Source organism: Aeribacillus composti (assembly GCF_007827555.1).
Lineage (GTDB): Bacteria > Bacillota > Bacilli > Bacillales > Aeribacillaceae > Aeribacillus > Aeribacillus composti.
This window is the reverse complement of sequence record NZ_VISS01000009.1, coordinates 1-19,875: the sequence shown is the minus strand read 5'-3', so window position 1 is coordinate 19,875 and position 19,875 is coordinate 1. Positions and strand designations below refer to the sequence as shown.

The 19,875-nt window shown below is 38.0% G+C and carries 18 protein-coding genes and 1 pseudogene; 11 read left to right on the top strand and 8 right to left on the bottom strand.

All coding sequences use genetic code 11. From position 1 onward, the window contains the following. Positions 1–93 precede the first annotated feature (93 nt). Together FB379_RS06335 and FB379_RS06330 are read left to right on the top strand one after the other, a co-directional pair. Entirely contained in the window at positions 94–909 is an 816-nt protein-coding gene (locus FB379_RS06335; protein ID WP_144597499.1) for a metallophosphoesterase, read from the top strand. 760 nt (positions 910–1,669) lie between these two features. Beyond that, the gene (locus FB379_RS06330; RefSeq protein WP_144597497.1) at positions 1,670–2,158 is read left to right on the top strand and encodes a hypothetical protein; all 489 of its coding nucleotides are present in this window, start codon (positions 1,670–1,672) and stop codon (positions 2,156–2,158) included. Between the two features lie 247 nt (positions 2,159–2,405). Here the strand turns inward: FB379_RS06330 and FB379_RS06325 are convergent, their stop codons facing one another. The 3 genes from FB379_RS06325 to garR are packed head-to-tail and all read right to left on the bottom strand — an operon-like array spanning position 2,406 to position 6,073. Continuing rightward, positions 2,406–3,755: a GntP family permease gene (locus tag FB379_RS06325; RefSeq protein ID WP_144597495.1), complete on the bottom strand. Its 1,350-nt coding sequence runs from the start codon at positions 3,753–3,755 to the stop codon at positions 2,406–2,408. Next, positions 3,755–5,182 carry a four-carbon acid sugar kinase family protein gene (locus FB379_RS06320; RefSeq protein WP_144597493.1) on the bottom strand — a complete coding sequence of 476 codons (1,428 nt, stop codon included), beginning with the start codon at positions 5,180–5,182 and terminating at the stop codon, positions 3,755–3,757. Before FB379_RS06320 ends, FB379_RS06325 begins: the two co-directional genes overlap by 1 nt. Before the next feature lie 3 nt (positions 5,183–5,185). Then, positions 5,186–6,073 (bottom strand): 2-hydroxy-3-oxopropionate reductase, encoded by an 888-nt coding sequence (garR, locus tag FB379_RS06315; RefSeq protein ID WP_144597491.1) that lies wholly within the window; start codon positions 6,071–6,073, stop codon positions 5,186–5,188. 171 nt (positions 6,074–6,244) lie between these two features. Here garR and FB379_RS06310 point away from each other — a divergent pair, with 171 nt between their 5' ends. Continuing rightward, positions 6,245–6,862: a GntR family transcriptional regulator gene (locus FB379_RS06310; protein WP_144597489.1), complete on the top strand. Its 618-nt coding sequence runs from the start codon at positions 6,245–6,247 to the stop codon at positions 6,860–6,862. 98 nt (positions 6,863–6,960) lie between these two features. Here the strand turns inward: FB379_RS06310 and FB379_RS06305 are convergent, their stop codons facing one another. The 3 genes and pseudogenes from FB379_RS06305 to FB379_RS18735 all read right to left on the bottom strand — a co-directional run. Further along, complete coding sequence (locus FB379_RS06305; protein ID WP_144597487.1) at positions 6,961–8,181, bottom strand: MFS transporter; 1,221 nt, start codon at positions 8,179–8,181, stop codon at positions 6,961–6,963. A gap of 205 nt (positions 8,182–8,386) precedes the next feature. Further along, positions 8,387–9,577 (bottom strand): FAD-dependent monooxygenase, encoded by a 1,191-nt coding sequence (locus FB379_RS06300; protein WP_144597484.1) that lies wholly within the window; start codon positions 9,575–9,577, stop codon positions 8,387–8,389. A 77-nt stretch (positions 9,578–9,654) separates the two neighbouring features. Further along, positions 9,655–9,970: pseudogene (locus FB379_RS18735) on the bottom strand (cupin domain-containing protein); the annotation flags it as partial. A 342-nt stretch (positions 9,971–10,312) separates the two neighbouring features. On the opposite strand from FB379_RS18735, the gene FB379_RS06290 reads away from it, so the two are divergent. The 8 genes from FB379_RS06290 (at position 10,313) to FB379_RS06255 (ending at position 19,000) form a co-directional block, all read left to right on the top strand. Further along, positions 10,313–11,086 carry an IclR family transcriptional regulator gene (locus FB379_RS06290; RefSeq protein WP_144597482.1) on the top strand — a complete coding sequence of 258 codons (774 nt, stop codon included), beginning with the start codon at positions 10,313–10,315 and terminating at the stop codon, positions 11,084–11,086. 219 nt (positions 11,087–11,305) lie between these two features. Continuing rightward, a complete protein-coding gene (locus tag FB379_RS06285; RefSeq protein WP_063386384.1) occupies positions 11,306–12,331 on the top strand; it encodes a TRAP transporter substrate-binding protein in 1,026 nt (341 codons plus the stop codon). Between the two features lie 13 nt (positions 12,332–12,344). Further along, positions 12,345–12,836 (top strand): TRAP transporter small permease, encoded by a 492-nt coding sequence (locus FB379_RS06280; protein ID WP_144597480.1) that lies wholly within the window; start codon positions 12,345–12,347, stop codon positions 12,834–12,836. 1 nt (position 12,837) lies between these two features. Beyond that, on the top strand, positions 12,838–14,112 hold the full coding sequence (locus FB379_RS06275; RefSeq protein ID WP_066251657.1) for a TRAP transporter large permease: 1,275 nt from the start codon (positions 12,838–12,840) through the stop codon (positions 14,110–14,112). A 771-nt stretch (positions 14,113–14,883) separates the two neighbouring features. Further along, positions 14,884–15,999: a cupin domain-containing protein gene (locus FB379_RS06270; protein ID WP_066251654.1), complete on the top strand. Its 1,116-nt coding sequence runs from the start codon at positions 14,884–14,886 to the stop codon at positions 15,997–15,999. A 46-nt stretch (positions 16,000–16,045) separates the two neighbouring features. Further along, positions 16,046–16,894 carry a fumarylacetoacetate hydrolase family protein gene (locus FB379_RS06265; protein WP_063386379.1) on the top strand — a complete coding sequence of 283 codons (849 nt, stop codon included), beginning with the start codon at positions 16,046–16,048 and terminating at the stop codon, positions 16,892–16,894. Positions 16,895–16,905: 11 nt separating this feature from the next. Further along, complete coding sequence (locus tag FB379_RS06260; RefSeq protein WP_144597478.1) at positions 16,906–17,307, top strand: acyl-CoA thioesterase; 402 nt, start codon at positions 16,906–16,908, stop codon at positions 17,305–17,307. Between the two features lie 103 nt (positions 17,308–17,410). Further along, positions 17,411–19,000: a class I adenylate-forming enzyme family protein gene (locus tag FB379_RS06255; protein WP_242009302.1), complete on the top strand. Its 1,590-nt coding sequence runs from the start codon at positions 17,411–17,413 to the stop codon at positions 18,998–19,000. Between the two features lie 231 nt (positions 19,001–19,231). Here the strand turns inward: FB379_RS06255 and FB379_RS06250 are convergent, their stop codons facing one another. Then, entirely contained in the window at positions 19,232–19,681 is a 450-nt protein-coding gene (locus tag FB379_RS06250) for a hypothetical protein (protein ID WP_066251646.1), read from the bottom strand. Continuing rightward, a partial coding sequence (locus tag FB379_RS06245; RefSeq protein ID WP_144597476.1) for a hypothetical protein occupies positions 19,671–19,875 on the bottom strand: 205 nt, incomplete at its 5' end. The genes FB379_RS06245 and FB379_RS06250, both read right to left, overlap by 11 nt.

Sequence of the window (19,875 nt, the reverse complement as noted above, 5' to 3'; positions counted from 1 at the left end):
TTTTGCAGCTAAGAGTTTTTTTCAAATTCCTTTAACTCCCACTAGGATCGTTTGAGAAGGTTCGTTATACTTGGGGGAGAGAGGAGTTTGGTTATGCTATTTTTTGTTATATTATTTTTTCTTGGACTTTTCATATTCTTTTTAATAAAAGGAAATAAAAATACAAAGGATGTAGCTGTTAAGAAAATCACAGTCCGCTGCCCCGATAGGAAAGCTTCTGCAAAGAATATAAAAATACTCCATCTATCTGATTTACACCTAGAAAACTTATCGATCAGCCCAAAGGAATTAGCTGAGCTGATTTCAGCAGAACCAATTGATCTTATTGCACTGACAGGTGATTTTCTCGACCGGAAGAGAAGCATCCCAAAACTTTCCGCATACTTGGAAGTATTGAGAAAAACAAATCCAACGTACGGCACGTATGCTGTGTTCGGCAATCACGATTATGTTTTAAAGGAAGAAGACTTTGAAACTTTGAAAAAAATGCTGCAGCATTACGGGATAAAAACACTACAAAATGAGCACGTGACCATTCAGCTTGAAGAAGAATGCTTGAATATTATTGGCATTGATGATTACACGACAAACCGCAGTTATGTTCAAAAAGCTTTTCACGGAGTAGAAGAAGGAATGCGATTAGTGCTGACCCATGATCCAAGCGTTATTCTTGAAATGGAAAACATTCCGTTTGATTACTTGCTGTCCGGTCATTTCCACGGCGGACAAATCAATTTGCCAAAGCCGTACCATCTTTTTTTCAAAGGCAAGCTTCCAAGAATGAACATTATTAAAGGACTCCATTACCATAACAAGCGGCCGTTTTATATTAGCGAAGGCCTAGGACAAACAGGAGTGAACATCCGAATTGGCAGCCGCCCTGAAATTACGTTTCATCAATTTTCATAGTATTTTTTAACATATCTCTAAAATTGTAATGTTAAGATTGTAAAATTTTCCCTACTATGTAGAAGATGATTCAATAGCTAAAGCAGGATGAACTCCTGCTTTTTTCTTTTTGCAAAAAAGAGTTTATTTTCTTGTATCTTTAATAAAGTCAGCTTTCCGTTTATTTGTTATTTATAAAAGGTTAATCACAGAATCTACTAAGATCCACATTGGCTAATAACTAAAGTTAAATTACACTTTTCCTCTAATAGAAATGCATGAATCGATGAAAAAATATAAAGCAATCACACCTTTTGCTCCCATTGTAAAATTGAATAAACAATACTTGCTGCTGTTCCATTGTTCAGCGTGTTGATCAATCGGAATTTTCAACGATCTTGAGTTCACAAAGAATTTTTTGTGAGCGCTTATTAGTTTTTTAACTTCATCCTTTCATTCGTTTCTCCGGTTTTTTTGTCGATGACTTTATTTCTGAACGCCTATAAACATGGTATACTCTTCCTATAAGGAGGCGGAGAAAAGATTTTTTTCACGATTGGGGTATTTAATGGAGAAAAAGCAAAAACTATTTCTAATCGCAAGCTTTAGCAGGAGCTTTAAAGGGAGAAAGTAAAGATTTCAAAAATATTTGCGGCTGCAACGTTCTTATTGCCGTTTCCCTTTGAATTGGCTGGTGATTAAATTTGTCGCCTTCTTTTTACATAGCCCGCAGTCATTGAAGCGATGACAGAAGAAATGATTTAGGAACGGAGGTTTTTTAATGCTGCCAAAAACGATCGAACAATTGGATCAAATTCGGGAAGAATGCCGTAAATTAGTGAATAGACGTTCATCTGTTTCTGCCATTGCTGCAGCTGTTCCAATTCCGGGTATTGATGTGACGGTGGATGCTGCACTTGTGAAAGATCTGCTAAATGAAATTAATCAAAAGTTTGGTTTATCAAAAGAGCAAGTTGATCAATTGGATGCGAAAACAAAAGAGCTCATTATCGTACTGGCAACTTCATTAGGAAATGAACTCATCGGAAGAACAATTGGCAAAAAATTGGTGCTGAGCTTGGTGAAAAAAGCTGCAACCCGGATGGCGGCAAAACAGACGAGCAAATTTATTCCTCTCATTGGAATAGGGGTTTCGGCCGGGATCAGCTTTGCAACGATGAAATATTTAGGAAATAAACATATTGATGATTGCTATAAATTAGTTAAACAATATATCGAACAGGAGGCGTCATCAACAATTTTGTCATAACAAGACGGTTTTGTTTTTTCTTATCTAAATTAAATGGCTGAGAGGAAGGTTCAATATTCGCTCACGTCAACTGAGTTGAAAAAAATTCAATTGATATTTCTAAATGAAAACATTTTTATTTTATCGTATGGAAGAAGCTAAATTATTTTTAGTTGATACGTTCTAGCGTATTTAGTATGGATCATGATTTACGATTTTCACTCATTGAAAAAGGCTGGCTCGGATCCATGAGCCAACCTTAAAGTTTTTATATTCCAGGCAAAATTCCTGAAAACAGGCTGAGTATATAAACCATGGTGAGGGATGTTAAGCCTGCCAAAAATCCTCCGATCGTCCATGCTTTTAAAGTTTGGACTATCGTAAGTTTTCCGAATTTGTTCACGACCCAAAAACCAGAATCGTTCGGAAGTGAAAGGCCGATTGCTCCTGAGCATATGGCTAAACCAAGCAGGATGGGTGAGACCCCAAGATCTCCCGCGGCAGGTCCTAAAATGCTGGAAGTCGTCACTAAAGCAACAGTAGCAGAACCTAACGATGCGCGCAAAATTTGTGAAAAAATAAAAGCTAATAAAAGTACCGGAATGCTCCAGCTTTGCATCGTTTCGATTAGATGGTCTCCTATCCCGCTTTCATTAATAACAGCTCCAAAAGCTCCTCCGGCACCGGTTATTAAAATAATAATACCTGCCGAATTAATGGCTTGTGAATACAGTTGCTGATAAGGTATAGAAATATATGGCTTAAGGATGATAATAGCTGCTAATACACTTATTAGTAAAGCAACATTTTTTTCGCCGATAAACCCTAAAACGGCTGAAATTGGTGTATTTGGAAATAATAATTGTGAAAGGGTATTCAATAAAATTAAAATGATTGGAAGAGCCAGCATGAATAAGGATAAACCTGTGCTGATCTCTTTTTTCGGCTTTGGATTATTTTCATCGGTTCCTGCATTTTCGTCAAAATCGCCTGAAGGATTGACTCGTTTTCCGATGAACAATCCGTATAAGTAGCCGCCAACCAGTGTTGCAGGAATCGCGCAAATGATGGCATATAAAATGAACAGCCCTAGATCAGCATTAGTATTTTCCGTTACAACGAGCGGACCTGGTGTCGGCGGCACCATGCTGTGGGAAACGATTAATCCAATTCCTAAAGCGGTTACAAAAGATACAACAGATATTCCTGTTTTTTTCGATAAACTTTTGATCAAACCGCTTAGTATGACAAATGCTGCATCAAAAAATACGGGAATTGACACAACAGTTCCAGTTAATCCTAATCCTGCAACAGATCGGCGGTTTCCGAAGCCCTTTAAAACAGCTTGTGCTATTTTTTCAATGGCACCTGATGCAGCCAAAAATTCTCCAAAAATAACGCCTAGACCGATTAAGATTCCGACGCCCATTAAAGTATTTCCGAAACCGCCTGAAACAATTCCAGCAACTTCATTCAATTTGAACCCCATTATAAGTGCGGTTATAATAGCAATGGTAATGAGTGATAAAAACGGGTCAACTTTCAGTTTTAAAATAAGGAAAAACAAGAATGCCAATGCGAATATGAATACTAAAATTAACATATTTCCAGTAAGCATTATTCTTTCACTCCTTCCAATTTTGTTACAATATCTTTCAGTGTGGAGGGAGCACCGACATTCCCTGGAAAAATAATATAAGGTAAATTAGGGAATTTGCTTTCAGTGCCAATCTGCCACACAGGTATACCAGGTGCGATTTGGCCGGCAATGTTTGCACGTTTTACTCCCAATCCTTTTGTACCGATGTCGCTTGATGTGATACCGCCTTTGGCAATAATATATTTAGGCCTTATAGCAAAATTAGAAACGATGCTGGTTACTCCATCAGATATTTTGACAGCAAGTTGTAATTCTTCTTCCGCATCCTCTCCTAATTTCAGCAGTTCTCTTCTCGTGTAGATGACGGTGGTGATACCGTTTTTTACTTTTTGTTCTGCTTCCAAGCGGACACGATCGATTTCTTTTTTGAATTTTTCTTGATTCAACACGAGATGACTATCAAGCTCAATAAAATGAAGAGTTGACAATTTTTTTAATTGGTTTAGCTGTTCAGTCGTTTTTTTTACGTGTGAACCAATTAAAATAAGGCCGCCATTGCTATGATTTTCCTCAATTAATTCTTCTTTTGTAAGTAGTGGACGGGACTTTACATTTCCAATGATTTTTGTAAAGGAGGCTGCCGTCCGAAACAAAAACTGTTTACCATTTTGAATTGCTTTGATCAGGGCAGATGCAAAAACGGAAACGTCTTCTTCTGCTATAGCGTTAACAACAACTTTGTTAAAATTTGATACGGACATTAATTGGCGGTATATTTTATCAATATTTATTGCGCGAATATCATCTAATGAAATATAGGTAACAGAATCTTTCGTATATTCACCTTTTGTTTTTTCTTCAATCCATTCGCCTAAATGGCTTGAACAATAACCAAATGTCCGGTCGTTTGCAAATTCTGTCTCCCCAACGGGAATGAGAACCCCATCTTGGTCAACATAGTGAGTGTTTTGGACTGTTAATCTGCCTCCTTCTCTAAAAAACGGTATTAAAACTTCTCCATCTATTTTTCGTCCTGCTTTTTGCTCAATTGTTTCGCGGAGTACTTTAGTTTCCAGAGGATAGTGACCTCTTAAAGTTGAATCTCCTCTGCTGATTAAAATATAGGGACGTTTGTATTTTTGAGAAATCTCTTCAATTGTAACGGCAATCTCTTGATGAACTTGCTTGGTTTTCTCCTCAGTAAACGCTCTAGAGTTTGTTAAAATAAAAAACATTTGATTGTCTTCTTGAAATCCTTGTTCGATTGCTTTATATGACCAGTCCGTGTAAACGGGAATGCTGTGAACGGTCTGTACTCCAGTAGGATCATCATCAAGCACAATAATTTTGTGATTGAATTTCGAATTATATTGAGACCACTCGTTTTGAATCATGTCGAGATCGACTGTAGGGTAGGAGGAAATCACTTCCGACGTCTTGAGCATAGCTTACACTCCCTTTTTCACTTCAAAATTTGCCAATTTCTCATAATATTGAATTAAACCGGCATGATCATCACCAGCTTTTCCATCTATCTTTAATGCATGAAACATTTCTAATACTTGGGAGGTTAGAGGGATGGGCGTGCCAATTGAACGTGCTGCTTCCACAACATTTGTTAAATCTTTTAAGTTAATATCGATTCTTCCGCCCGGAGTGAAATTGCGTTCTAAAATGAGCGGCACTTTTGCATCTAACACAGCGCTTCCTGCAAGCCCCCCTCGAATCGCTCGATACATTTTTTCAATATCGATTCCTGCTTTTGCAGCTAAAATTAAAGCTTCAGACATTGCTGCGATATTGACGTTGACTATGATTTGATTTGCAAGTTTAGCAGTTGTGCCAGCCCCATTTTCTCCGACTAAAGTTATGTATTGCCCCATGCATTTAAATAAATCTAAAACTTTTTTAAAAACTTCTTCTTTTCCTCCAACCATAATCGCCAAAGTGCCATCGATTGCTTTCGGTTCTCCTCCGCTCACTGGTGCATCCAACATATCAATCTCTTTTTCTTTTAAAATTTGCGCCAGTTCTTTTGAAACAACAGGAGAGATCGAGCTCATATCCACGACTATCGTACCTTTGGAAGCTCCTTCCACAATGCCGTTTTCACCTAGAATGACGCTTTTTACATGTTCAGAATTGGGCAGCATAGTAAAAATGATGTTACTTTTTTGCGCCACTTCTTTTGGAGAGGCAGATGATATTGCACCTTCCTGCACCAACTGTTGAACGGCTTCCTCGTTAATATCATAAACAGTGACTTCATGACCTTTTTTCATAAGGTTTCTAACCATTGGTTTTCCCATGATGCCGATACCGATGAATCCAATCATTGAAGTAACCCCCCCAGTAGTAAACGTTTTCTTTTGAGTCTAATTGTACACAATTTAATTAAATTTGTATACAAAAAAATTAAAAATGAATACAAAAAACTTGTGTACTTTTAATATTGTTAATGACAATTTATACTATTCATTAGAGATTATTCAGAGGAGACGATTGCTTTGACAAAAAAGACACCGAAACATGCATACATTAAATCTTATGAATATATAAGAGATAAAATATTAAATGGGGAGTTGCCAAGAGGAACAAAGCTGACAGAAGAAAGAATTGCGGAAGAATTGGGTGTGAGCAGAACGCCTGTAAGAGAAGCGATTCGCAAGTTGGAGCAAGAAGGTCTGATATTGCAAAAAAAAGTAGTAAATCCAACGGACAGTGACTTGCGAAACATTTTTCAAGTCAGAATTTTGCTTGAAGGATATGCGGCTCGCTATTCTGCAACTTATATGAGTGAAGAAAGTTTAGAAGAATTATGGAAATGCATAGTCACAGCAAGAACCGGAACGACTGAAGAAATCATGGAAGCAAATGAAAAATTTCATAATATTATTGTTCAAACAAGCAACAACCCGTTTATGATTGATATCATTGATCGGATGCAATCCATAATCTATTTATTTAGGAAGACGGTTGTTTATTATAAAAGGCCTTTTTTGATTGATGAACATGAACAAATCTATAAAGCCATATATCATCATGATGGAGATGAGGCGGAAAGATTAATGAAAGAGCATTTGCAGAAAGATTTAGACTTTTGTTTGCATTATTTTCAGCAGTGAGGAAATATTTATTTCGAACAAAATTTAAATATACATGAAAAAATATTATCGTTGCAATGTGTTGAAAGAAGATGATATAGCCCCCATAGCTGAGGGGGCTATTGTTGAAGAGAAGATTTTCGATCGTGCTCCAAACTTTTCGGCTTTCTGGCAAAACGATGCTGTACAAAGAGGCAATATAAAACTAAACCTACCAACACATAAAGCGAAGTGTAAAAATATAAAGATGTAAATCCAGTAAAGACAACAACTGCTCCAGTTAAAAACGATCCGAGACCGATGCCGATGTCGAAGATCGATAAAAAGGTGCTGAGAGAAGCCGCTCTTCTCTGTGGAGGGACAATTTGTATAGCCATTGTTTGGAAGCTTGGAAACAAGGTTCCCCATCCAAGACCGATAAATACTGCACTTAACAAATAGATGAAGGATGTATTTGCCATGCTCAATATAAATAATCCGAAGGCAAATGAAACGATACATGGGATAACAATGACATTTGCGCCGTATCGGTCAAACCACCTTCCGGTAAACGGCCGGGAAATGAGCAAAACGATTGCATACACGACGAAGAATAAATTCGAGCCGGCGCCAAGGTTCATTTTTTCCGCAAAAACGGAGACGAACGATAATACAGTCGAATAAGCAAAAGCTAAAAAGGCAGCAATCAACGCAATGCGGAATGCTGATACCTCTACAAGTTTTTCAAAGCTGAAATTCACTTTGAAAAGTTCTCTTTTATTTAGTTTTGGCTTGATTTCATGCAGGTTAACTATTCCCCCGGTCAAAAGCGCCCCAACGGAACAAATAAGGGCAATGACGAGCATGACAAAAGAACCCCAATGATCTAACGAGGTAAGCCCTAAAAATGGTCCAATCACCATGGCGACATTGGAAGATAAAATAAAATATCCCATTCCTTCTCCTTTTTTCGATTCCGGCACGATATCTGCCACAATCGCCCCTGTTGCGGTTGTCGCGATCCCGAAACCGATTCCATGAAGAAAACGAATGATCAATAATAAGACAATTGAACTGACAAATAAATAAGAAATAGAGGCGATCAGGAAAATGACCAAGGAAATAATCAACATTTTTTGTTTTCCAAGCTTCTCCATAAATTGGTCGACGAACGGGCGAGTCACGATCGCAGCAAATAAATAAACCATTGCTATTAAGCCAGCCTCAGCTTCGCTGCTTTTTAAATCTTGAATGACAAAGATCGGCAAGGTGACCAGCAAATAATAATAGTTTATAAAAAGAAAAAAATTACAAATTGAAATACTAAAAAAATTTTTCGTCCATAATTTTGCTTCTTCCATATTTGTCCCTTCTTTGAAAAAAATCATTTTTTCAGACTTTTTAAACAACAAACTAATTGTACACCTTTTTTAAAAAAAATAAAAGAATCGTGCAAATGGTATGAAGAAAGCGGTGAAACGAAGGCTATCCATTGTTTTTCACCGCTTTCTATTAAAATATTTTTTATAAGTTCAAATTTTTACGTCAGGCTTCTCTATTCATATATTAATTGATTTGTTTAGTCGTTTTGTCATAGCTATAAAGGAAATCGGCCACTTCATAGTCTTGCGGAGTTCTTTGTTCAAAAATAGTGTTTCTGAGCAGTGTTGCAACAGGATCTTCAGTATGAAGAATTTCACCCCATGTCCGAGCGCTCGTTTGTACTTTTGCTGTACGCGGCAGCCGCTCTTTCTGAAAATCGGCGAATGCTTGCTCATAGCTGTCCGGATATTTTTTGAGCATATCTGCAAGATAAGAAGCATCTTCAAGCGCCTGGCAGCCTCCTTGAGCTAAATATTGCAGCATAGGATGAGCTGCATCGCCAAGCAATGTAACCTTCCCTTTTGTCCAATTGTTAATTGGCAGCCTGTCATACATCGGCCAGCGAATTTGCCGTTGTATAAATGTTAAGGCATTTTTCACATCCGGATGGCATCCTTTAAATCGTCTGTCCATTTCTTCAGGTGTGCCCCAATCATCGGAATTTGCCTTATAATTGTAAGATTTAAACACGACCACTTGATTATAAAGCTCTCCGCGTCTTACTGGATATTGTACTAAATGCAAATAAGGGCCGATCCACATGACGACATCGTCTAAGTTTGCGTTTGAAATTTCGGAAATCGGTATGGTTCCTCTGTAAGCAACATATTCAGAGCAAATGGGTTCGTCATCAACGAAATATTTTCTAAGCTTTGACCAAAGTCCGTCTGCTCCGATGACGGCATCAGCCGTGAACATTTCTCCGCTTTGGCAGTAAACAGAAACAACGTCATGTTCTTGCTTGACAGTCTCAATTGTTTGGTTGTTTTTGAAGCGGACCATACCTGTTTTCTTGCAAGCTTCAAGCAAAATTCGGTGGAGATCGGAACGGTGCAAAACGAGATACGGATGTTTGTATCGGGCTTTGAATGCTTCGCCAAGGTCCATTGCTGACAACTCTTTTGCCGTATAAACATCTTTTAGCACAAGACGTTTTGGAAATACAGCAACTTTTGAAATTTCCTCCATGACTCCAAATCGTTTCAGCACAGCGGTTGCATTTGGCCCCAATTGAATGCCTGCTCCGACTTCACCAAACTGAGGAGCTCTTTCCAAAACTAATGAAGTTTTTCCGGCTTCCGCTGCCGCTAGAGCAGCCGAAAGACCGCCTATCCCCCCGCCGACAATGATTAAATCTGTTTGACTGTTTTTCATATATTGATCCCCCTTATTAGAATGAAAAATGAAATGAATCGACAATTGCTTCAAGTTCACTTTTTACAAATTTCAATTTATAAGGCTGGTGTAAACTCATCTTTTACTTCTTGATGACCGTTTTGACTGCTCAAACGTTTCAATCCGAATTTTTCAAGTATTGGCAAATCATTTGTTGAGAATAAATAGCTTTCTTATTCCGCAACGTGTTCATGCCACGCCCAGTTCGGGACAACGAAAAAATCTTCTTTTTCCCAGTTAAATCGAGTGCCGTTAATGATCGTATAACGGAGCATGATAAATCGATGTGTGCATATGTCTATGGGCGTTCGAAAGGAACCCTTTCGGAAGCTTTTGCATCCATGCAGAAATAGTCGGGAAAATTGTGTGGCCTAAAAGCATTCCTTAGGCAATACATTTTGCTTAAATTTTTAACGGTTCCTACTCTTGATCTGTGTTATTAGAAAACGTGACTAATGAAAAATTGGAAGCGCATTCAATGTTTTGGAAAATGGTAGTGTTAGTCTTTCACTTTTGGGTCATAAAATACACTATTAGATAACATTGTTATTTAATAATAAAAATAAATAAATAATTTAAAATTGTCAACTTTAATAAAATAAAAATTTTTCAGTTATTTTATTGTGTTTGATTTTTTCAAAGTTCCTTGTTACATTCATGTTTATAAAAGAATTTGGATATTGGGTTAAAAAATGGATTAAAAGGGGAAGAGAAATGCAGCAGCAAAAAAACGTACAAATCATTCAATCGTTGCAAACTGGCGTGCAAATTTTAGAGATTATTGCAAACAATGATCATCCGTTAAAATTTACGGAAATTCAGGAGTTGTCCGGCATTACAAAAAGCAACCTCTATAAATATTTGAACACATTGACGCAGCTTGGATTGTTGTATCGGGATAAAAGACATGGAACATATTCATTGGGAGGAAAATTTATTCAATACTGTTCGGCTGCAATTGGAAGCAAAGATGTGATCGGCAGGGTGACGCCGTACTTAAGAGATATCAGCCGCTACACAGCCCAAACATCGCTGCTTACAGTTTGGACGCATGAAGGGCCGGTTATCGCAAATATTTGGAATGCCAACTACGGTCTAAATATCGGAGCGCAAATTGGAACACGGCTGCCTTTAATGTCTGCCACAGGGAAAATTTTCGCTATTTTCAACAAAACGCCTGAAATTGAGATCAAGGAATGGAAGTTAAAAGAGTTAAGCAAATTGACGGAAGAACAACGGAAGGAATTTGAAAAGGAGCAAGCTGAAATTGAAAAAACGTACTTTGCTTACGCAGCAGAGCCTTTAGTGGAGCACGTTTCATCTTTTAGTGTGCCGATTTTAGATTTTAATCATGATCTTGTAGCCTCCATAACAGTGGTAGGCTTCACGAAGCTGATCCCGCATAAGCCGACGGATGAAGTGAGCCAATACGTCATAAAATGCGCTCGCGAATTATCTGAATCCTTTGGATTTAAAAGCGAGAAGTAGCTTTCTAGCTGGAAAGCTGCTTTTTTATTTTTAATTATTAGAAAATAATAAATATTAAAAATGGTTTGACATAGAGAGCAGATAAATTATAATATAAATGAAATGAATTCACTATTTCAATAATAAATGTTTTTTAATGTTTATTATTGAAAGCGTTTCATTTTTTGGTATCTGCAAACTTTTATTAACAAAGTTGATTTAAAAAAGGGGGATTTTTACATGAAGAAAATGAGAATTATGAGGTTGCTTGTCATGCTGTCCATTTTAGTCATCATTCTTTCAGCATGCAGCGGCAATAACGCAAACGGGGATGAGAAAAGCTCTGAAAAAGGCGGTGACGTATATACTTTTAAAGTAAGCCATGTGACACAAGAATCTCACGTCTGGCATCAAACTGCTTTGAAATTCGGGGAAGAGCTGGAAAAGCTTTCAGACGGAAGAATGAAACTGGAAATTTATCCTGCTTCTCAACTCGGACTGGAAAAAGATATGGCACAGCAGCTTGAAACTGGCTCATTAGATTTTGGTTTTCTGACAAACGCCTATATGAGTACGCGCCAAGATTCATTAAACGCTTGGTTTATGCCATTCACGTTTAAAAATTTAGAAGAAGCGGTGAAAATGAGAGAATCGGAAGCTGCAAAGCAAATGTTGGAGGATCTGAATTCACAAGGGCTTGTCGGACTTGATTTTATTTTTGCCGGAAACCGCCACATTTTAATGAAAAACGGGCATGTCTCTTCTCCGCAAGACTTGAAAGGGAAAAAAATTCGCATTATTGGCAGCCCGGCTATTCAGGAATTTTGGGAAAAAGTCGGTGCTGGTCCAACCGCAATGCCGCTTTCTGAAGTATATACTTCTTTGCAAACTGGTGTCATCGATGGAATAGACATTGATTTAGATGCGTTAGTAACGGAAAAATATTATGAAAATGCTGAAAATTTAACGTTGACAAACCATATAACGTTCCCATCTGTTATTGTGATGAGTCAAAAAACATATGACAAGCTAACGACTGAAGATCAAGAAATTGTGAAAAAAGCATTAAAAGCAGCAGCAGATTGGGGTGTTCAAGAAGCAATTCAACGAGAGAATAAGAACTTGGAGGAATTAAAAAAGCATGGAGTTAAAGTAAAAGAACTTACCGATACCTCTGCTTTTGATTCGATCGCAAAAGAAGTGAAGGACAAATATGCTGAAAAATCACCGGTTATTAAAAAGTTCTTAGAGGAAGCGAAACAATAACGGGGGAGTTTTTATGAAGTTTATCCATAGCCTAAGTGAAATCTTACACAGTATTGAAAAAATTTTGGCAATCATTTTATGCATTTTAATGCTCATTTCATTATCTTTAGGTGTTTTCTATCGCTATTTCTTAAGCTCTCCTTTAAACTGGTCAGACGAAACCGCCATTTTTTCATTAGCATGGTTAACTTTTATTGGGGGAAGCATGAGTATTAAACGGCAGAACTCTGCTGCCGTTACTCTTTTTATGGATAAAATGAATGGAAAAACAAAAAAAGTTTTGATTGGCATCAGTTTGCTTACCGTCCTTCTTTTCGCCTTGTATATTTTCTATTTATCTGTCATGTGGCTGTCATCATCTAATATAATGATTCAACGCTCCAATTCGATGCAATTGCCGATGATTATTCCATATTTGAGCGTACCTGTTAGTTTTTTCTTTATTAGCATTCATTCGCTCGATTTGATTTTAAAAAATTTCCAAGGCAAAAAGGAGGCATTGTAATATGGCTATCGCACTGTTAATCTTTATTATTCTCCTCCTTTTACAAGTACCGATTGCTTTTGTACTTGGAATCACGACGATTCTCTATATATTGTTAACTGGAAATACGGGTTTGTTATCAACAGCGCCCCAACGGTTATATTCAGGCCTTGAAAGTTACGGTCTACTTGCGATTCCGCTGTTTATGATGGCAGGGGAGTTAATGAATTCCGGCGGCATAACAAAGCGTTTAATTCGCTTTGCTACGACTCTTGTTGGGCATTTTAAAGGTGGATTGGCATATGTGAATGTCGTTTCGAATATGCTACTTGCATCCATTATAGGGTCAGCTACAGCTCAAATTGCTATGATGAGCAAAATTATGGTGCCTTCAATGGAAAAGGAAGGATATTCAAGGGAATTTAGCGCCTCCACGACAGCAGCCGCAGGTCTTTTAGGTCCCATTATTCCGCCAAGCATGCTGTTTATTATCTATGGCGTTTCGTCAGGAGCATCGATCGGTTCAATGTTTTTGGCAGGAATTATGCCTGGAGTTTTATTGGGGATTGCCTTTATATTACTAATTGCATACACAGGCTACAAGCAGAAGTGGCAGACGCATGAACGCGCTAAAATATCCGTCATGTTCAAATCTTTCTTGAATGTGATTCCTGCACTGTTAGTACCGTTTATAATTATTGTCGGTATTTTAAGCGGTGTTTTTACTCCTACGGAATCAGCAGCGTTTGCATGTGTTGTAGCGTTAGTTATCGGTTTTTTTATTTATAAAGAACTGAAAATTAAAGATCTTCCAACTATTATGATTAATACAGCTATTTCAAGTGCTATCATTACCATGCTCATCGCAATGGCAAATTTATTTGGTTGGATGCTTTCATTTGAGAGAATTCCTCAAACAATTGCATCCTGGATGACTTCTTTAACTGAAAATCCGTTCCTGTTTCTTCTATTAGTTAATATTTTTCTATTAATTGTAGGAATGTTTATGGACGGAATCGCTGCATTGATTATACTTGTACCGATATTTACGCCAATCATTGCAAACTATGGAATTGATCCAATTCATTTCGGAGTAATTATTTGTATAAATTTAACAATTGGTCTCCTTACACCTCCAGTTGGAGCGGGGCTTTACCTTGCTTCTTCGTTGGGAAATGTCAAGCTGGAAGCCTTAACGAAAGCCATTTTGCCATTTTTGGTCGTGTCCATTATTGCACTGTTCATCATTACTTATTGGCCGCAGATGGTTCTTTGGCTTCCGAATATAATCAAATAATTGCCCATTAGCTCTAGTTTCAAAGATTTCTGGACATTTCGATAAACGTTTGATTTTGGGACAAACCCGTATTCAAGAAAGAGCGGGTTTGTTTTTGTTTATTGGAAAGACAAAAAGCTGGAAGTATTAGAGAGTTTTTCTTTAAAGATGCATTTTCCTTTGTGCAGAAAAATAGATGCAGCGAGGAATATCGGTTTTTCTTGAAACTGCTAAACAGTTTGCACAAATTGAAGGAAAAACCATTCCTATATTTGTCGTGTATGAGGTTCATTCACAAGATTAAAAGCGCTTTTTACCAATCATTTGCAAAGGGGTAGAGGAAAATCTAAATTTCGAGCCGTCTCATATTATGACAACTATCAAGCATCCATCACATTATGCAGGTCATATGCAGAAGCTCGCGTTGATGGAAAGTATCGGTCAGAGAAGAAATTTGGAAAAGATTATAATAAAAACGAATGAGGCTTGTATGAAAGTTTATTTAATAGAACGAAACTTTCTGTAAGCCTTTTTTTAGCGTGATGACAAATATTGAGCAGATGAATTGAAATGAGGAAAGAATGCACAGGCACTGCTGAGTGAGGTATCCGCCCGGTTTTTAGAAAATAAATTCTGACTATTGACAATATTAATTTTCTTTTTTAATATCGAATTAAGTAATTAAGTTCCCTATATCAGGAACAAATAAAAAATTTTATTTTTTTAGGATTGATGGAAACGCATACATGATCATTAGTTTTGGATCAATTTTATTTTTCGGGAGGGTTTCCTATGAGCAAAAAAGAAGTCATCACGGACACAGAATTAAAAGAATATTACGATGGGATGAAAAATAGTTATTTAGGTCCGCTATGGTATGATTTAGGACACATGGTGACAAAAGAGCCTGTTCATGATGTGGAGCCATATTTATGGAAGTGGAAAACGATCCGCGATTATGTTATGAAGGCGGGAGAAATTTTAGAACCTGGAAAAGATGCTGAGCGGCGCGTTGTTTATTTGCAAAATCCTAATCTATTAAAACATGGATTAGTCGGATATGGGACACATACGTTGTACGCCGGAATCCAGCTATTGCTGCCGGGAGAATTTGCTCCTTCGCACCACCATTCTCAAGGAGCGATCCGTTTTATTATTGAAGGTTCTGGAGCTTATACAGCTGTGAATGGGGAAAAAGTGTACATGGAACGGGGAGATATGATTCTTACTCCTGCATGGACATGGCATGAACATAAACATGAAGGAACTGAACCGATGATTTGGCTGGACGGTTTGGATGTAGGACTTGTGAAAAATTTGGCTGCTTCTTTCTTCGAACCTTATGAAAATGGATTTTACCCTGAACAGCCGCCTGAAAATTATTCAACTGAAAAATTTGCAAAAGGTGCGTTCGTCCCGAAAGGCAAAAAAGAAAAGCCTGGGTATCCGTCTCCTATTATTGGCTACAAATGGGAGCGCGCTAAATATGTTTTAGAGCAAATGAGTAAATCGCCAAAGGAAAACGAAGATCCGTATGATGGCTATGCGATTGAATACATCAATCCGACAACAGGAGGATCGGCAGATGAAAGAATCGGTTCGATGATGCAAAGATTGCTGCCGAACCAGCATACGAAAGCGCATCGCCATGTGCACAGCGCCATTTACCATGTTCTTGAAGGAAAAGGATATACAGTCATTAACGGACAAAAATTTGAATGGGAAAGAGGAGACTTCTTCATTCTGCCGCCGTGGAGCTGGCATGAGCATGTCAATGAAGGATCGGAGGACGCCTATTTGTTCTCATTCAATGATAAGCCGGTTATGGACATTCTTGGATTAGAATATGAAGAGGCCCATCCGGAAGGGCATCAAAAAATTGAAAAAGTATTTACTCCAGGCCCGTAAATAGATTAAAAATTGTGCAGAAGCGATTTAAGTGAGGAGTGTGCCTATGAAAATTGCCATTTTTAATGATAATCGATTAGGAATCGTAGCAGGCCAAAAAGTTTCAGATGTAACAACTACCGCTGACTGGGATCAAACAAAGCCGCATGAATCATTAGTAAGGCTGATGGAAAATTTTGATTCATTGAAAGATACACTGGAAAAGGCAGCTCAAGAAGGAAAACAGTACGATCTTGAAGAAGTAGTTTTTAGAGCGCCTGTCCCTTCACCAAGCAAAATATGGGCTGCTCCTGTTAACTATAAAAAGCACCAAGAGGAGATGAACAAACAATTTAACAACGCTCCGAGAACGATTGAAGAACTTGCGCTGTTCTTAAAAGCTCCGTCATCTGTTTCAGGTCCGTCCGATCCGATTTTGCTTCCATTTAAAGACAGAAGAACAGATCATGAAGCAGAACTCGGATATGTCATCGGCAAAAAAGCGAAAAATGTTAAATATGAAGATGCAAAAGATTATATTTTCGGCTATTTCGCCTTATTGGACATTTCCATCCGGGGAAATGAAGAGAGAACATGGAGAAAATCTTTTGATACATTCACACCGATCGGTCCATGGATCGTGACGGCTGATGAGATTGAAAATCCAAATGATCTTTCATTGAAGCTCTGGGTCAATGAAGAATTGCGCCAGGACGGAAGCACGAAGCATTTAATTTATGATTGCTACAAATGTTTGGAAGTCGCATCGACTTATTCGACATTAAACCCTGGGGATATTATCGCAACCGGAACTCCTGAAGGTGTCGGACCGATCCGTGATGGAGATGTCGTCCGCATTCAAGTTGGAAGTGTGGGGGAATTTTCCGTAAACGTAAAATTTGCAGATGAGAATTAGAAGGTGGAAACATGAAAAATATTTATACGTTTAGAGTAGTGTGGGGAGATACAGATGCTGCTGGCATCGTGTTTTACCCGAATTTTTACCGGTGGATGGATCAAGCCTCGCATGAATTGCTGCGCTCCGCAGGCTTTCCTGTGGCGAAGCTGCAATCGGATGAAAAGATCATTACACCGCTTTTGGAAGCATTTTGCCAGTTTAAATCACCTCTTCTTTATGATGATGAGGTAGCTGTCCATTCTGAAGTAGTAGAAGTTAACAACAAAGTTTTCAAAATCAAGCATACGTTTAAAAAAGGGGATCAAGTTGTAGCAGAAGGCCATGAAGTGAGAGCATGGACATCTGTCGCAGAAGATCGGCCAAAAGCAGTGCCTGTTCCTGAACATGTCAAAAACATCTTTTTGTCTTAATTTTAAGCTGAAGGCAAAGGTTGTTTTTGACAAACTCAATCGGAAAACCGCCATTTATGTAAGAAGGCGGTTTTCCGTCTACTTTTGATGGGGGGGGATTTGAATGGCAGCAAACCGGATGACTGAAAATGTGCTGATTCATGAATTGATTGAAGAATCGGCAAAAAAATTTAAAGACCGTGTTGCTTTTGCAGAAGGGGACAATTTCTATACTTTTGAAGACTTGAATCAATTGTCATTAAGATTGGCGAGGCATTTTATACAGCTAGGTTTGAAGAAAGGCGATGCCATCTCTGCACAGCTGCCCAATTGCTGGGAATTTGTTGTCGTACATCTTGCTGCATCGAGAATTGGGTTAGTGTTTAATCCGCTCAGTCCAAACTACCGGAAAAAAGAGCTGCAATATATGCTTTCACATTGTGAAGCGAAAGCGTTTGTAACAATTGACAATTGGAAGGGATTCAATCATGAACAACTTGCTCATGAATTGAAGGCTCAGCTTCCTCATTTACAGCATGTTTTGGTGGCAGGGGAAAAGAAGAATGACCGCAGCATAAGTATCACAGCTTTGCTTGAATCAGAACCTGATTCCGTTTCTGATCAAGACATACATGAAAACTTACCGGCTTTTGATGATCCGTGCATCATATTATTTACATCAGGTACAGAGTCCAATCCGAAAGGAGTTCTTCATACATTCCGGACATTTGTTCCGTGCCATCTGCTAAATGGCAAGGAGTATCAAATAACGGACAATGATACCATTTTATGCTTAACTCCATTATGCCACATGTTTTCACTGCCGATGATTATCATTAGCCTTCGATATGGAGCGAAGCATTTACTTTATCCAGAATATAAATCAAATGAAATTATCGACTTATTGAAAAAAGAAAAAGTATCTTTTTTGACTGCTGCACCCGCACATTTAATTGACTTATTAAGACAGTGCGAACAGCAAAATGTAAGCGGTTTAAATCCTCGACTTATTTTAACTGGGGGAACAAAAATACCGGCGAAAATGGTTCAAGATCTTAGGGCTACATTAAACTGCGATGTAGCTGCTCAGTGGGGCATGAGTGAAATTTGTGCAGGAACCTTTACTCGTCCGGGCGATGAAGCTTCATTAACATGGGAAACAGTTGGCAGACCGGCACCGGTCGGGGAAGTCATCATTGTAGATGAGCGGCACAAACCGCTTCCGACGGGCGAGATAGGAGAAATCGCTTTTAAAGGAGAAAGCTTATTTATTGAATATTATAAAAATCCGCAAGTAACCGCCCAGTCGTTTACGGAAGACGGCTATTTTTTAACAGGGGATCAAGGCTGGCTTGATGAAAAAGGATACCTCCATTTCGTCGGACGGACGAAAGATACGATTAACCGCGGCGGATTAAAATATCATGCTTCAGAAATTGAAGAAGCATTGCAAATGCATCCGAAAATAAAACAAGTGGCAATCGTCAGTGTTCCAGATCCTCGTCTAGGCGAACGGGGCTGCGCCTTCGTCTCTTTGCGAGAAAATGAAACGATTGATCTGGAGGAAATTAAAGAATATTTGCAGGAAAAAGGATTTGCAAAGTATAAGTTTCCAGAATATTTAGTGATTAAAGATGAACTGCCGACCACTCCGTCCGGCAAAATTTCAAAAGGGCTTGTCAGAGCAGAAGCAGCATCCTTATCTGAAAATTAAGCATGTATCAAGGCAGACAACGAGCAAAGGTTGTCTGCCTGTTTTAAACGACATGCTTTGGTCAAACGTGAGCAGAACTCACAAAAGATCAATAAAAAAGTCTGAGAAACCTTTTTTAAAAGTCTGCCCCGATGTTTGCACCAGCAGATCTTATTTTCTGAACAAAAACGCATAAGGGTTACTTTTAATAGGTGCTAGTTCATGTTTTGTGAGCTAGTTCTCTTTTTCATTTTAAAAGTTTAAACCCCATTCTTTTTCTGCCACGGATTTTATTTCGTTAATAGCATTTTGCTTTTTTTGAAGAATATGTTTATATTTTTCATCATCTGTTTGGAGATGGTCATTTACTTCAATTTGATAAGTTGCGATATTTTCATCATCTTTTACAATAAGGCCATATGATAATTCCTTACTATAAAGAGGAACCCAAACAATTAAATCCACTTTTTCTTTGCTATTACTTACTGATAAATTGGTATATGTCTGGAAAAGGGGAGCTTCATATACTGTAAGAACCATATCTGATTCGTTTTTCGCATAATCACCTAATGGGTTTTGTTCGAATCCTTTCGCATATGTTTTCATCAATTGGCCATTGGCATAAGTGTGGATGCCAAAATATAAAGCAAATATGCCAACAATTCCAATCATTATTTTAAAAATAACTTTTTTATAATTCAATGATAACATCTCCCATCTTTTTTAATTCCTCATCATGTGTAACCAATATAATGGTCTTTCCTAATCTATTAAGTTCTTTTACATGTTCCATCACTAGATTGGCGTTATATTTATCCAAGCTTCCTGTCGGTTCATCTGCCAATATAATACTGCATTTTTTCATAAACAGACGCGCAATGGCTACTCTTTGCTGT

Bases quoted from the DNA above. Each gene is read 5' to 3' on its own strand.
- FB379_RS06335 (WP_144597499.1), top strand. From the start codon at position 94: ATGCTATTTTTTGTTATATTATTTTTTCTTGGACTTTTCATATTCTTT.
- FB379_RS06330 (WP_144597497.1), top strand. From the start codon at position 1,670: ATGCTGCCAAAAACGATCGAACAATTGGATCAAATTCGGGAAGAATGC.
- FB379_RS06325 (WP_144597495.1), bottom strand. From the start codon at position 3,755: ATGCTTACTGGAAATATGTTAATTTTAGTATTCATATTCGCATTGGCA.
- FB379_RS06320 (WP_144597493.1), bottom strand. From the start codon at position 5,182: ATGCTCAAGACGTCGGAAGTGATTTCCTCCTACCCTACAGTCGATCTC.
- garR (WP_144597491.1), bottom strand. From the start codon at position 6,073: ATGATTGGATTCATCGGTATCGGCATCATGGGAAAACCAATGGTTAGA.
- FB379_RS06305 (WP_144597487.1), bottom strand. From the start codon at position 8,181: ATGGAAGAAGCAAAATTATGGACGAAAAATTTTTTTAGTATTTCAATT.
- FB379_RS06300 (WP_144597484.1), bottom strand. From the start codon at position 9,577: ATGAAAAACAGTCAAACAGATTTAATCATTGTCGGCGGGGGGATAGGC.
- FB379_RS06290 (WP_144597482.1), top strand. From the start codon at position 10,313: ATGCAGCAGCAAAAAAACGTACAAATCATTCAATCGTTGCAAACTGGC.
- FB379_RS06285 (WP_063386384.1), top strand. From the start codon at position 11,306: ATGAAGAAAATGAGAATTATGAGGTTGCTTGTCATGCTGTCCATTTTA.
- FB379_RS06280 (WP_144597480.1), top strand. From the start codon at position 12,345: ATGAAGTTTATCCATAGCCTAAGTGAAATCTTACACAGTATTGAAAAA.
- FB379_RS06275 (WP_066251657.1), top strand. From the start codon at position 12,838: ATGGCTATCGCACTGTTAATCTTTATTATTCTCCTCCTTTTACAAGTA.
- FB379_RS06270 (WP_066251654.1), top strand. From the start codon at position 14,884: ATGAGCAAAAAAGAAGTCATCACGGACACAGAATTAAAAGAATATTAC.
- FB379_RS06265 (WP_063386379.1), top strand. From the start codon at position 16,046: ATGAAAATTGCCATTTTTAATGATAATCGATTAGGAATCGTAGCAGGC.
- FB379_RS06260 (WP_144597478.1), top strand. From the start codon at position 16,906: ATGAAAAATATTTATACGTTTAGAGTAGTGTGGGGAGATACAGATGCT.
- FB379_RS06255 (WP_242009302.1), top strand. From the start codon at position 17,411: ATGGCAGCAAACCGGATGACTGAAAATGTGCTGATTCATGAATTGATT.